The following is a 13,545-nucleotide window of genomic DNA, read 5'->3' as shown; positions in this document are numbered from 1 at the left end:
GTCCATGCGCTATCGCGTTATTTTCATCTTTCTGCTTGGTCTGCTACCGGCCCACTTTCTGTGGGCGGCACCTGCACAGCAGGTATTTTCCGACTGGCAGGTAACCTGCAATAACCAGAATTTTTGCGTGGCGCGAAACACCGGTGAACATCATGGCCTGGTGATGACCCTCAGTCGGAGTGCCGGAGCGCATACCGATGCGGTTTTGCGTATTGAGCTGGGCGGTCTGGATACCCCTGATGCCAAAGAAGCTGATATTGCGCCGCGCCTGCTGATGGACGGCCAACCGCTACCGCTGACTGGCGAACACTGGCGCATTTCCCCCTGGCAACTCATGACCGATGATCCTGCCACCATTAGCGCCTTTTTACAGACAGTTCAGAACGCCCAGGCGATTACTCTGCAAAAAGGCGTGCAAACCATTTCGCTGGCAGGGCTGAAAGCCGCGCTGTTGTTTATTGACGCCCAGCAAAAACGCGTTGGAAGTGAAACTGCCTGGATCGAAAAGGGTAACGAGCCGCCGCTTAGCGTACCTCCGGCTCCGGCCCTGAAAGGGGTAGCCGTCGTCAACCCAACACCAACACCGCTTTCTCAACAAGAGCGCAGTGAACTGCTGGATTACGGGAACTGGCGGATAAACGGTATCCGCTGTTCGCTCGACCCTATGCGCCGTGAAGTGCGGGTTTCGGCATTAACCGATGACAAAGCTCTGCTGATGATCGGCTGTGAAGCGGGTGCATATAACACTATCGATCTGGCATGGATTGTTTCGCGTACAAAGCCGCTGAGTTCGCGCGCGGTACGTCTGAATTTGCCTTTCAGGACGGACGCTGAAAGTAACGATATGGAGCTGACGAACGCTGTTTTTGATGAAAAATCGCGCGAACTGGTCACTCTCGCTAAGGGACGTGGAATGTCGGACTGTGGGATCCAGACGCGCTGGCGTTTTGACGGCCAGCGTTTTCGTCTGGTGCGCTATGCGCAGGAGCCCAGCTGTGATAACTGGCATGGACCAGATGCCTGGCCCACGCTGTGGATCACACGTTAAGTACGCGGTGCGCCTTTTCGACAATGTTATCGACCGTAAAGCCGAAGAAGGGGAATAACTTGTCCGCCGGCGCGGATTCTCCGTAGCCGCTCATGCCGACAATCGCACCTTTCAGACCGACATACTTGTACCAGTAATCCGCAATTCCTGCTTCCACCGCCACGCGCGCGCTCACGCTTGCAGGCAGGACTGATTCCCGGTACGCCTCATCCTGGGCGTCGAAAATATCTGTTGAGGGAAGGGAGACGACACGAACGTTACGGCCTTCTCCCGTCAGTTTTTCTGCTGCCAGTAGCGTAATTTCCATTTCTGAACCGGTGGCAATCAGGATCACATCCGGTTTACCGCCGCTGTCTTTCAGTATGTAGCCACCGCGGGCAATTTCTTTTACCTGTTCAGGGGTACGTTCAACCTGTGCCAGATTCTGCCTGGAGAGGATTAGCGCCGTTGGGCCATCATGGCGCTCTACCGCCAGTTTCCAGCCGACTGCCGCCTCAACCTGATCGCATGGACGCCAGGTGCTGAAATTAGGCGTCAGGCGCAGGCTGGCAAGCTGCTCGACGGCCTGATGGGTGGGACCATCTTCCCCCAGCCCAATGGAGTCATGGGTATAGACCATGATTTGCCGCGCTTTCATCAGCGCAGCCATTCGTGCCGCATTACGGGCATATTCAACGAACATCAGGAAGGTCGCGGTATATGGGACAAAACCACCGTGGTGGGCAATACCGTTGGCAATGGCGGTCATACCAAATTCGCGCACGCCGTAGTGAATGTAGTTCCCGGCTGGATCGTCTTTCAGGGATGTCGAACCTTTCCAGATGGTCAAATTGCTGGGGGCCAGATCTGCTGAACCGCCAAGCAGTTCAGGCAACATCGGGCCGTAAGTATTCAGGGTATTTTGCGACGCCTTCCGGGTTGCGATTTTGGCCGGGTTAGCCTGCAATTCCGCGATGTATTTCTGAGTGGTTTTTTCCCACTCTTTTGGCAGCCCGCCACTCATCCGGCGGGTAAACTCTGCGGCCAGTTCCGGGTGGGCTTGTTGATAGGCGGCGAATTTCTCGTTCCAGCTCTGCTGTGCTTTTTCACCTTTTTCGCGCGCGTCCCAGGCCCGGTAAATCTCTTTAGGGATCTCAAAAGCAGGATGATGCCAGCCCAGCTTCTGACGGGTCAGCGCAACTTCTTCTTCCCCCAGTGCTGCGCCGTGTGCTTCTTCTTTTCCGGCCTTATTCGGTGAGCCAAAGCCAATGATAGTCCGACAGATTATTAGTGACGGCTTATCGGTTACGCTTTGTGCTTCCTGAATGGCTTTCTTCACCGCCTCAGGATCGTGACCGTCTATCTCGTGTATGACATGCCAGTGATATGCTTCGAAGCGCTTCGCAGTATCATCGGTAAACCAACCTTTGGTTTCACCATCAATAGAAATACCGTTGTGATCGTAAAAGCCAATCAGCTTGCCAAGTCCCAACGTTCCCGCCAGTGAACACGCCTCATGAGAAATCCCCTCCATCAGGCAACCATCACCCATAAAAACCCAGGTGAAGTGGCTGACAATCTCATGATCCGGCTGATTAAACTGTGCCGCCAGCGTACGCTCGGCTATCGCCATCCCGACCGCGTTTGCTAATCCCTGACCCAACGGTCCGGTGGTCGTTTCCACGCCCGGCGTATAGCCAATTTCCGGGTGGCCTGGTGTCTTTGAGTGCAGTTGTCGGAAGTTTTTTAACTCTTCTAACGGCAGGTCATAGCCGGAAAGATGCAGCAAGCTGTAAAGCAGCATTGAGGCGTGGCCATTCGACAGGATAAATCGGTCACGATCGTACCAGGTGGGATCGGTTGGGTTATGTCGGAGAAAATCGTTCCACAGTACTTCGGCAATATCGGCCATACCCATCGGCGCGCCGGGATGGCCAGAGTTAGCTTTTTGGACGGCATCCATACTCAGCGCACGAATGGCATTGGCAAGCTCTTTACGGGTCATAGGAAATACTCCTTGAAAAGTAAAGCGTTAGATGCGTGTGTTAATTCACACTTTTGGGAAAATTGCGGGCGAATACGCAAAAAGCATAGCAGACAAGCATGGTATTGCTGGTTTAAGCAGGTAACATGGTTGTTATAAATTGATAACAAATTCTTTCTTTGAGTAGTGAGAGTTTGGCGACCTTCAAAGTTTATGCCGCTGACTGAGGCGATAATGTGCGGCTCAATATACCCGTCATACTTCAAGTTGCATGTGCGTTGGCTACGCTCGCTCACCCCAGTTACATAGTTCGCTATGCTCCTGGGGATTCACTCCCTTGCCGCCTTCATGCAACTTGAATTATTTAGGGTATAGAAGGGTTACCTGCGCCACTTTTTTGATCGATACGTGAAAGGAACAACAAGATGGATGACCAGTTAAAACAAAGCGCCCTCGATTTCCACCAATTTCCAGTACCAGGTAAAATTCAGGTTTCTCCGACCAAACCTCTTGCCACCCAACGTGATCTTGCGCTGGCCTACTCGCCAGGTGTTGCAGCTCCGTGTCTGGAGATTGAAAAGGATCCGCTAGCGGCCTACAAATATACCGCGCGCGGCAACCTGGTCGCGGTTATCTCCAACGGTACTGCGGTACTGGGGCTGGGCAATATTGGTGCGCTGGCTGGCAAACCAGTGATGGAAGGTAAAGGCGTTCTCTTTAAGAAATTTGCCGGAATTGACGTGTTCGACATTGAAGTCGATGAACTCGACCCGGACAAATTTATCAACGTGGTGGCAGCCCTTGAACCGACGTTTGGCGGCATCAACCTCGAAGACATCAAAGCACCAGAGTGTTTTTACATTGAGCAAAAGCTGCGTGAACGCATGAATATTCCGGTGTTCCATGACGATCAGCACGGAACGGCGATCATCAGCACTGCAGCCATCCTGAACGGCCTGCGGGTGGTGGAAAAGAATATCTCTGATGTGCGCATGGTGGTGTCTGGCGCAGGTGCCGCGGCGATTGCCTGTATGAACCTGTTGGTTGCGCTGGGTATGCAGAAGCACAACATCGTGGTCTGCGACTCCAAAGGTGTGATTTATAAAGATCGCGAACCGAATATGGCGGAAACCAAAGCAGCTTACGCGGTGGTGGATGACGGTAAGCGTACTCTTGATGATGTGATCGACGGCGCAGACATTTTCCTCGGATGCTCCGGCCCGAAAGTGCTGACGCAGGAGATGGTCAAGAAGATGGCGCGTGCGCCAATGATCCTTGCGCTGGCAAACCCGGAACCGGAAATCCTGCCACCACTAGCAAAAGAGGTGCGTTCCGACGCCATCATTTGCACCGGTCGCTCCGACTACCCGAACCAGGTCAACAACGTACTGTGCTTCCCGTTCATCTTCCGCGGTGCGCTGGACGTCGGGGCTACCGCCATCAACGAAGAGATGAAGCTGGCCGCTGTACATGCCATTGCTGAACTGGCGCATGCCGAGCAGAGCGAAGTGGTGGCTTCCGCCTATGGCGATCAGGATTTGAGCTTTGGCCCGGAATACATTATTCCTAAACCGTTCGACCCGCGTTTGATCGTCAAGATCGCACCGGCGGTGGCGAAGGCGGCGATGGATTCTGGTGTCGCAACGCGCCCGATTGCCGACTTTGACGCTTATATCGACAAGCTGACCGAGTTTGTCTACAAAACCAACCTGTTTATGAAGCCGATTTTCTCTCTGGCACGCAAAGCGCCGAAGCGTGTTGTGCTGACCGAAGGGGAAGAGGCTCGTGTTCTGCATGCAACGCAAGAACTGATCACTTTAGGTCTGGCGAAGCCGATCCTGATCGGTCGTCCGAGCGTGATCGAAATGCGTATCCAGAAGTTAGGACTGCAGATCAAAGCGGGTGTCGATTTTGAGATCGTCAATAATGAATCCGATCCGCGCTTTAAAGAGTACTGGAGTGAGTATTACCAGATCATGAAGCGTCGTGGAATTACTCAGGAGCAGGCGCAACGTGCGGTGATCGCCAACACCACGGTGATCGGCGCGATCATGGTGCAACGCGGTGAAGCGGATGCGATGATTTGCGGAACAATCGGCGACTATCACGAGCATTTCAGCGTGGTGAAAGCGGTGTTTGGTCACCGTGATGGTGTTCATACGGCAGGTGCAATGAACGCGCTGCTGTTGCCAAGCGGTAACACCTTTATCGCTGATACGTACGTCAACGATGACCCGACGCCGGAGCAACTGGCGGAAATTGCAGTTATGGCGGCAGAAACAGTGCGTCGGTTTGGCATTGAACCGAAAGTGGCGCTGCTGTCGCACTCCAACTTTGGTTCGTCAAACTGTCCGTCGGCCAACAAAATGCGTGAAGCGCTCGAGCTTATTAAATCGCGCGCACCCGATCTGATGATTGACGGTGAAATGCACGGCGATGCTGCACTGGTGGAAAGTATTCGTAATGACCGGATGCCGGACAGCCCGCTGAAAGGCTCCGCTAATATTCTGGTGATGCCGAATATGGAAGCCGCGCGTATTAGTTACAACTTACTGCGTGTTTCCAGCTCTGAAGGCGTGACGGTAGGACCGGTGCTGATGGGTGTAGCCAAACCGGTACATGTTTTAACTCCAATCGCCTCTGTTCGTCGTATCGTTAATATGGTGGCGCTGGCAGTAGTCGAAGCTCAAACACAACCGTTGTAATTTCACTTTAATTATTTTCGGCGCGGGTTTCTCCCGCGCCTTCATACTCTAAATAATTCGAATTCCAGAAAGGCGACGATGCAGCGAATACCATGAACTTACTAAAGTAAGTGGCTGGTATGAGTAAGAAAGCCACCGAACCTGTAATTTGAAGTGTGACGGGTATTTTTATTTCTCTTCTCTTAGTGATCTACTTCACCTTTTAAACCACCTTGCCGAATTTTGTTATTTACTCTGACGAAAAATTGCTACGATGAGGACAGTTTCAGCAGAGGCGGTGAGCAATGGAAAAAGAACGCATCATTCAGGAATTTGTGCCGGGGAAACAGGTCACGCTGGCGCATCTGATTGCGCACCCAGGCGAAGAACTGGCGAAAAAGATCGGCGTTCCCGAAGCGGGCGCTATCGGCATTATGACCTTAACGCCAGGAGAGACGGCAATGATTGCCGGTGATTTAGCCATGAAGGCCGCAGATGTACACATCGGTTTTCTCGATAGATTTAGCGGCGCACTGGTGATCTACGGCTCGGTAGGCGCGGTGGAAGAGGCATTATTGCAGACAGTGAGTGGTCTGGGCCGGTTATTAAATTTCACTTTGTGCAACCTGACAAAAAGTTAATCAGAGGCGGCAATGAAACGTATTGCTTTTGTCGGTACGGTTGGGGCGGGGAAAACAACGCTCTTCAATGCGCTACAGGGAAATTATTCTCTCGCCAGGAAAACGCAGGCCGTTGAGTTTAATGAAAACGGCGATATCGATACGCCGGGAGAATATTTTAGCCATCCGCGCTGGTATCACGCCTTAATTACCACGCTGCAGGATGTTGATACGTTGATTTATATACACGCGGCAAATGATCAAGAAAGTCGCTTACCTGCCGGGCTGTTGGATATCGGCGCCAGTAAACGACAAATCGCCGTTATCAGTAAAACGGACATGCCGGATGCCGACGTCGCCGCAACGCGACAGTTACTTCGCGGGATAGGGTTCCAGGAGCCGATTTTCGAACTCAATAGCCATGACCCGCGCAGCGTGCAGCACCTGGTGGATTATCTGACTGAGCTCAGCCAAAAGGAGGAAAGGGCAGGTGAAAAAACTCATCACAGCTAATGATATTCGTGCGGCCCACGCACGCGGCGAACAGGAAATGTCGGTTGTTCTGCGCGCCAGCATCATCACCCCAGAGGCTCGCGAAGTCGCGGAGCTGCTGGGAGTCACAATCACTGAATGCGACGAATCCGCTCCGGCAGCCTCGCCTGCACCCGCTTCGGTGGATGATGGCAAAACGGAAAGCCAGCGCATTCGCGAGACCATCATTGCGCAACTGCCGGAAGGGCAGTTTACCGAAAGCCTGGTCGCGCAGTTGATGGACAAAGTCATGAAGGAAAAACAGTCGCTGGAGCAGGGCGGAATGCAGCCAAGTTTTACCTCGGTTACTGGCAAAGGCGGCGTAAAAGTCATTGATGGCAGCAGCGTGAAGTTTGGTCGTTTTGATGGCGCACAGCCGCATTGCGTCGGCTTAACCGACTTAGTGACCGACAAGGACGGAAGCAGCATGGCCGCTGGCTTCATGCAGTGGGATAACGCTTTTTTCCCATGGACGCTGAACTACGACGAAATCGACATGATTCTGGAAGGCGAACTGCACGTTCGTCATGAAGGCGAAACCATGATTGCCAGGGCCGGGGATGTGATGTTTATTCCGAAAGGCTCCAGCATTGAGTTCGGTACGCCATCAACGGTGAAATTCCTGTATGTGGCATGGCCTGCGAACTGGCAGTCCTGCTAAGGCGGATGTATGAAGGATTTCATTACCGAAGCATGGCTCAGAGCGAATCATACGCTCAGCGAAGGGGCAGAAATTCATCTCCCCGCTGACGCTCGCCTGACGCCATCTGCCCGGGAATTGCTGGAAGGCCGACATCTGCGGATTAAGTTTATCGACGAGCAGGGAAGCCTGTTTATTGATGGCGAAGAACAGCAACTGCAACCGGTGCATGGTTTAACCAGCAGTGATACGCACTCACTGGCGAGTTGTGAACTGTGTCATCAACCGGTGGCGAAGAAACCTGACACGCTGACGCATCTGACGGCGGACAAGATGGTCGCCAAAAGTGACCCGCGCCTGGGATTTCGCGCGGCGCTGGACAGCACCATCGGTCTGGCGGTGTGGTTACAGATTGAACTGTCTGAACAGTGGCAGCCGTGGCTGGCGGATATTCGCTCGCGTCTGGGCAACATTATGCGCGCAGACGCCATGGATGAGCCGCTGGCAGCACAAGCCATTGTTGGTTTAAGCGATGAAGATTTGCACCGGCTTTCGCATCAGCCGCTGCGCTATCTCGACCACGACCATCTGGTGCCTGAAGCCAGCCACGGTCGTGATGCTGCGCTGCTCAATTTGCTGCGAACCAAAGTCCGTGAAACAGAAACAGTGGCGGCCCAGGTATTTATCACCCGCAGTTTTGAAGTACTGCGACCGGACATTCTGCAAGCGTTGAACCGCCTGTCGAGCACGGTCTACGTGATGATGATCCTGAGCGTGGCGAAGCATCCGCTGAGTATCAGCCAAATCCAACAGCGACTGGGGGAGAAGCAATGATCATTGAACGTGCTCGCCAGCTCGCCTTGCGCTCACCTGCGCGGGTGGTGTTCCCGGATGCGCTGGATGTTCGGGTGCTGAAAGCTGCGAATTACCTGCATCAGCACGGTCTGGCACATCCCATTCTCGTCGCCAGTCCGTTTGCGTTGCGCCAGTTTGCTCTCAGCCACCGCGTGGCAATGGATGGCATTCAGGTAATCGACCCGCAAAGCAACCTGCAAATGCGTGAAGAATTTGCGCTGCGCTGGCTGGCGCGTGCTGGTGAAAAAACGCCGCCGGATGCGCTTGAGAAACTCAACGATCCGCTGATGTTCGCTGCCGCAATGGTTAGCGCGGGTAAAGCCGACGTCTGTATTGCGGGCAACCTCTCGTCAACAGCGAACGTGCTGCGTGCGGGGTTACGCATTATCGGATTACAGCCGGGTTGTAAAACGCTGTCGTCAATTTTCCTGATGCTGCCGCAGTATCTCGGACCGTCATTAGGATTTGCTGATTGCAGTGTCGTGCCGCAACCCACTGCAGCCCAGTTGGCAGATATTGCCATCGCCAGCGCGCAGACCTGGCAAGCGATTACCGGCGAAGAGCCGCGCGTCGCAATGCTCTCGTTTTCGAGTAATGGCAGTGCCCGTCACCCCAACGTTGCTAACGTGCAGCAGGCTACGGACATTGTTCGTGAACGTGCACCAGAGCTTACCGTTGATGGTGAATTGCAGTTTGATGCCGCTTTTGTACCGGATGTTGCGGCGCAAAAAGCACCGGCCAGCCCGTTGCAGGGCAATGCCAATGTGATGGTTTTTCCATCGCTTGAGGCAGGCAATATTGGTTACAAAATCGCCCAGCGTCTGGGAGGGTATCGAGCAGTAGGGCCTCTGATTCAGGGGCTTGCCGCACCGCTCCATGATCTCTCCCGCGGCTGCAGCGTACAGGAAATTATCGAACTGGCGTTGGTGGCAGCAGTGCCGCGCCAGACTGACGTGAGTCGTGAACGCGCCTCACAAACACTGGTTGTTTAGGTCCCGTTCTGGACCCCTTCTACTAAGAGGAAAGCACAATGGAAGCATTAGGAATGATTGAAACCCGGGGCCTGGTTGCACTGATTGAGGCTTCTGACGCAATGGTTAAAGCGGCACGCGTGAAACTGGTTGGCGTGAAGCAGATTGGCGGTGGCCTGGTTACCGCAATGGTACGTGGCGATGTGGCGGCCTGTAAAGCCGCAACGGATGCCGGTGCTGCCGCTGCCCAGCGCATTGGTGAACTGGTTTCTGTACATGTTATCCCGCGTCCGCATGGCGATCTGGAAGAAGTGTTCCCGATCAGCTTTAAAGGCGACAGCAACGACATGTAAGTAGCCCATGTGACGCCACTGCATGATTGATAAAAGCTGGCGTCACCCTCTCTCCTTTTCACATTACCTTCTGCGGAGGGTAGGGGGAGGTTTTACCTGAAATATGCCACGGAGGCGGGTATGAAACTGGCAATCGTCACAGGACAAATTGTTTGTACCGTACGCCATCAGGGGCTAGCGCACGACAAATTGCTGATGGTGGAAATGATTGACGCCTGCGGAAATCCCGACGGGCAGTGTGCTGTTGCTATCGACAGCATCGGGGCGGGAACCGGAGAGTGGGTGCTGTTGGTCAGCGGAAGCTCAGCCCGTCAGGCGCACCGCAACGAATCATCGCCTGTCGATCTGTGTGTTATTGGCATTGTCGATGAAGTGGTGGCCGGTGGTCAGGTGATCTTCCATAAATAAGGCAGAAAATCATGAATCAACAGGATATTGAACAGGTCGTGAAAGCGGTACTGCTGAAAATGAAAGACAGCAGTCAGCCCGTCAGCGCGGTTCAAGAAATGGGCGTCTTTGCCTCCCTGGATGACGCAGTGGCGGCAGCAAAACTGGCCCAGCAGGGGTTAAAAAGCGTCGCTATGCGCCAGTTAGCTATTCACGCCATTCGTGAAGCAGGCGAAAAACACGCCAGAGAATTAGCGGAACTTGCCGTCACTGAAACCGGCATGGGACGCGTTGAAGATAAATTTGCCAAAAACGTAGCGCAGGCACGCGGCACGCCGGGCGTGGAATGCCTCTCTCCACAGGTATTGACCGGCGATAACGGTTTAACGCTGATTGAAAACGCGCCGTGGGGCGTGGTGGCTTCGGTAACACCGTCCACCAACCCGGCAGCAACCGTAATTAATAATGCCATCAGCCTGATTGCCGCAGGCAACAGCGTGGTATTTGCGCCACATCCGGCCGCAAAAGGCGTTTCTCAGCGCGCTATAACTCTGCTTAACCAGGCGGTTGTTGCCGCTGGTGGCCCGGCAAACCTGCTGGTTACCGTTGCCAATCCGGATATCGAAACCGCTCAGCGTCTGTTCAAGTACCCAGGCATTGGCCTGCTGGTCGTTACCGGTGGCGAAGCGGTGGTTGACGCTGCGCGTAAACACACCAATAAACGCCTGATTGCGGCTGGTGCGGGTAACCCGCCGGTGGTGGTTGATGAAACCGCCGATCTGGTACGCGCCGCGCAGTCCATCGTCAAAGGTGCATCGTTTGATAACAACATTATCTGCGCCGACGAAAAAGTGCTGATCGTGGTGGATAGCGTTGCCGACGAACTGATGCGTCTGATGGAAAGCCAGCATGCGGTAAAACTCACTGCGGCCCAGGCTGAGCAACTTCAACCAGTGCTGCTGAAAAATGTCGACGAGCGCGGCAAAGGCACGGTTAGCCGTGACTGGGTTGGACGTGATGCGGGAAAAATCGCAGCGTCAATTGGTCTGAATGTACCAGACCAGACCCGCTTGTTATTCGTCGAAACCTCCGCCACCCATCCGTTTGCCGTAACTGAACTGATGATGCCGGTGCTGCCGGTGGTGCGGGTTGCCAACGTCGATGAGGCCATTGAACTGGCGGTAACGCTTGAAGGTGGTTGTCACCATACGGCGGCGATGCACTCACGCAATATCGACAATATGAACCGTATGGCTAACGCCATTGATACCAGCATCTTCGTCAAAAATGGACCGTGCATTGCGGGTCTCGGACTTGGCGGTGAGGGCTGGACCACCATGACCATTACTACGCCGACCGGGGAAGGGGTGACCAGTGCGCGCACGTTTGTGCGTCTGCGTCGCTGTGTGTTGGTGGATGCGTTCCGCATCGTTTAAGAGCGCTCTAAGGAGATAAAGAGATGGCGCACGACGAACAACTTTGGCTCACACCCAGACTGCAAAAAGCGGCAACGCTATGTAACCAGACGCCCACAGCCAGCGACTCACCGCTGTGGCTGGGTGTTGATTTGGGGACGTGTGATGTGGTGTCGATGGTTGTCGACAGTGACGGACAGCCGGTTGCGGTCTGCCTGGACTGGGCCGATGTCGTGCGTGACGGCATCGTCTGGGATTTCTTCGGTGCGGTGACCATTGTCCGTCGCCATCTCGATACGCTTGAGCAACAGCTGGGTTGCCGCTTTACCCATGCGGCAACCTCGTTCCCGCCGGGAACGGACCCGCGTATTTCCATCAATGTGCTGGAATCAGCAGGACTTGAAGTGAGCCATGTGCTGGACGAACCAACCGCTGTGGCAGATCTGCTGAAACTGGATAACGCAGGCGTAGTGGATATCGGCGGGGGCACGACCGGTATTGCTATTGTGAAGCGGGGTTTAGTGACCTATTCCGCCGATGAAGCTACCGGCGGGCACCACATTTCTCTGACCCTTGCGGGGAATCGTCGTATTCAGCTTGAAGAAGCCGAGCAGTACAAGCGCAGCAATGGAAAAGAAATCTGGCCGGTGGTCAAGCCGGTCTACGAAAAGATGGCGGAAATCGTCGCTCATCATATTGCAGGGCATGGAGTAACAGATTTATGGCTGGCCGGTGGTTCCTGTATGCAACCGGGTGTCGATGAGCTGTTCCGTAAGCGTTTCCCGGAACTGCAGGTGCATTTACCACAGCACAGTCTGTTTATGACCCCGCTGGCAATCGCGAACAGTGGGAGAGAAAAAGCGGAGGGAATCTATGCAAGCTGAATTGCAAACGGCGCTCTTTCAGGCATTCGATACCCTGAATCTGCAACGCGTAAAAACATTTAGCGTTCCACCAGTCACGTTATGTGGACTTGGGGCGCTCAGCACCTGTGGACAGGAAGCGCAAATGCGCGGACTGACGCATATGTTCGTGATGGTCGATAGCTTCCTGCATCAGGCCGGAATGACCGCCGGACTTGAACGTAGCCTGGCGATGAAAGGCGTGGCGATGACGTTGTGGCCGTGCCCGGTTGGTGAGCCGTGTATCACGGACGTTTGCGCGGCGGTAGCGCAACTGCGTGAATCAAAGTGTGATGGCGTTGTGGCCTTTGGTGGCGGTTCTGTACTGGATGCCGCCAAAGCGGTGGCATTGCTGGTGACTAATCCGACGCAGACGTTGGCCGATATGACGGAACACAGCACGTTACGCCCGCGTCTGCCGCTGATTGCCGTACCAACCACCGCCGGAACAGGTTCGGAAACTACCAACGTTACGGTGATTATTGACGCCGCGACTGGACTGAAAAAAGTGCTGGCTCACGCCACGCTGATGCCGGATGTGGCCATTCTTGATGCCGCATTGACGGAAGGGGTGCCTGCGCATGTTACGGCGATGACCGGAATCGATGCGTTGACCCACGCCGTTGAGGCTTATAGCGCCCTGAACGCAACGCCATTTACCGACAGCCTGGCGATTGGCGCGATTGCGATGATTGGCAAATCGTTACCGAAAGCGGTGGGCTACGGTCACGACCTGGCTGCGCGGGAAAGCATGCTGCTGGCTTCCTGTATGGCGGGGATGGCTTTCTCCAGCGCGGGGCTGGGCTTGTGTCATGCGATGGCTCACCAGCCGGGCGCGGCGCTGCACATTCCGCACGGACAGGCTAACGCCATGCTGCTACCGACAGTAATGGGGTTTAACCGCATGGTTTGCCGTGAACGCTTTAGCCATATCGGCAGGGCATTAACCAACAAGAAATCAGACGATCGTGACGCAATCAACGCTGTCATCGAGCTGATTACCGAAGTGGGCCAGACAAAACGACTCGCTGACGTGGGGGCGAAGCCTGAGCAATACAGCACATGGGCGCAAGCTGCGATGGACGATATTTGTATTCGCAGCAATCCACGAACCGCCACGCAGGCAGAAATTATCGCGTTGTATGCGGCGGCACAATAAATACACAAATGACAGGG

13 protein-coding genes are annotated in these 13,545 nt (G+C 54.4%); 12 read left to right on the top strand and 1 reads right to left on the bottom strand.

The annotated features are described in order from the left end of the window. The first annotated feature begins 4 nt into the window (after positions 1–4). Positions 5–1,048 carry a DUF1176 domain-containing protein gene (locus tag OH663_RS14345; protein ID WP_045446013.1) on the top strand — a complete coding sequence of 348 codons (1,044 nt, stop codon included), beginning with the start codon at positions 5–7 and terminating at the stop codon, positions 1,046–1,048. Here the strand turns inward: OH663_RS14345 and tkt are convergent. Further along, positions 1,038–3,032 carry a transketolase gene (gene tkt / locus OH663_RS14340; RefSeq protein WP_200010289.1) on the bottom strand — a complete coding sequence of 665 codons (1,995 nt, stop codon included), beginning with the start codon at positions 3,030–3,032 and terminating at the stop codon, positions 1,038–1,040. The two genes, OH663_RS14345 and tkt, sit on opposite strands and share 11 nt — an antisense overlap. Before the next feature lie 404 nt (positions 3,033–3,436). Here tkt and maeB point away from each other — a divergent pair, with 404 nt between their 5' ends. From maeB to eutG, 11 genes are all read left to right on the top strand, one after another. Beyond that, positions 3,437–5,716 (top strand): NADP-dependent oxaloacetate-decarboxylating malate dehydrogenase, encoded by a 2,280-nt coding sequence (gene maeB, locus OH663_RS14335; RefSeq protein WP_048220847.1) that lies wholly within the window; start codon positions 3,437–3,439, stop codon positions 5,714–5,716. A gap of 284 nt (positions 5,717–6,000) precedes the next feature. Continuing rightward, positions 6,001–6,336, top strand: coding sequence for an ethanolamine utilization microcompartment protein EutS (gene eutS, locus OH663_RS14330; RefSeq protein ID WP_003037995.1), 336 nt, complete (start codon positions 6,001–6,003; stop codon positions 6,334–6,336). A gap of 12 nt (positions 6,337–6,348) precedes the next feature. After that, positions 6,349–6,828: an ethanolamine utilization acetate kinase EutP gene (gene eutP / locus OH663_RS14325; RefSeq protein WP_045446006.1), complete on the top strand. Its 480-nt coding sequence runs from the start codon at positions 6,349–6,351 to the stop codon at positions 6,826–6,828. Beyond that, on the top strand, positions 6,806–7,507 hold the full coding sequence (gene eutQ / locus OH663_RS14320) for an ethanolamine utilization acetate kinase EutQ (RefSeq protein WP_045446004.1): 702 nt from the start codon (positions 6,806–6,808) through the stop codon (positions 7,505–7,507). Before eutP ends, eutQ begins: the two co-directional genes overlap by 23 nt. A 9-nt stretch (positions 7,508–7,516) precedes the next feature. After that, entirely contained in the window at positions 7,517–8,320 is an 804-nt protein-coding gene (gene eutT / locus OH663_RS14315; protein WP_045446002.1) for an ethanolamine utilization cob(I)yrinic acid a,c-diamide adenosyltransferase EutT, read from the top strand. After that, the gene (gene pta / locus OH663_RS14310; RefSeq protein WP_045445998.1) at positions 8,317–9,333 is read left to right on the top strand and encodes a phosphate acetyltransferase; all 1,017 of its coding nucleotides are present in this window, start codon (positions 8,317–8,319) and stop codon (positions 9,331–9,333) included. The genes eutT and pta overlap by 4 nt, the downstream gene beginning before the upstream one ends. Before the next feature lie 38 nt (positions 9,334–9,371). Continuing rightward, complete coding sequence (gene eutM, locus OH663_RS14305; RefSeq protein WP_003835054.1) at positions 9,372–9,665, top strand: ethanolamine utilization microcompartment protein EutM; 294 nt, start codon at positions 9,372–9,374, stop codon at positions 9,663–9,665. Positions 9,666–9,785: 120 nt separating this feature from the next. Then, positions 9,786–10,073, top strand: coding sequence for an ethanolamine utilization microcompartment protein EutN (eutN, locus tag OH663_RS14300; RefSeq protein WP_016153954.1), 288 nt, complete (start codon positions 9,786–9,788; stop codon positions 10,071–10,073). Between the two features lie 11 nt (positions 10,074–10,084). Further along, positions 10,085–11,488, top strand: coding sequence for an aldehyde dehydrogenase family protein (locus OH663_RS14295; RefSeq protein ID WP_045445990.1), 1,404 nt, complete (start codon positions 10,085–10,087; stop codon positions 11,486–11,488). Between the two features lie 23 nt (positions 11,489–11,511). After that, positions 11,512–12,351: an ethanolamine utilization protein EutJ gene (eutJ, locus tag OH663_RS14290; protein ID WP_045445987.1), complete on the top strand. Its 840-nt coding sequence runs from the start codon at positions 11,512–11,514 to the stop codon at positions 12,349–12,351. Then, positions 12,341–13,528, top strand: a complete 1,188-nt coding sequence (eutG, locus tag OH663_RS14285; RefSeq protein ID WP_200010287.1) for an ethanolamine utilization ethanol dehydrogenase EutG — start codon at positions 12,341–12,343, stop codon at positions 13,526–13,528. The genes eutJ and eutG overlap by 11 nt, the downstream gene beginning before the upstream one ends. Positions 13,529–13,545: the final 17 nt, after the last annotated feature.

The sequence above is a fragment of the Citrobacter sp. Marseille-Q5395 genome (assembly GCF_947057495.1).
Classification (GTDB): domain Bacteria; phylum Pseudomonadota; class Gammaproteobacteria; order Enterobacterales; family Enterobacteriaceae; genus Citrobacter; species Citrobacter murliniae.
The sequence above is the reverse complement of the archived record's forward strand: the minus strand, read 5'-3'. Positions and strand labels throughout refer to the sequence as shown.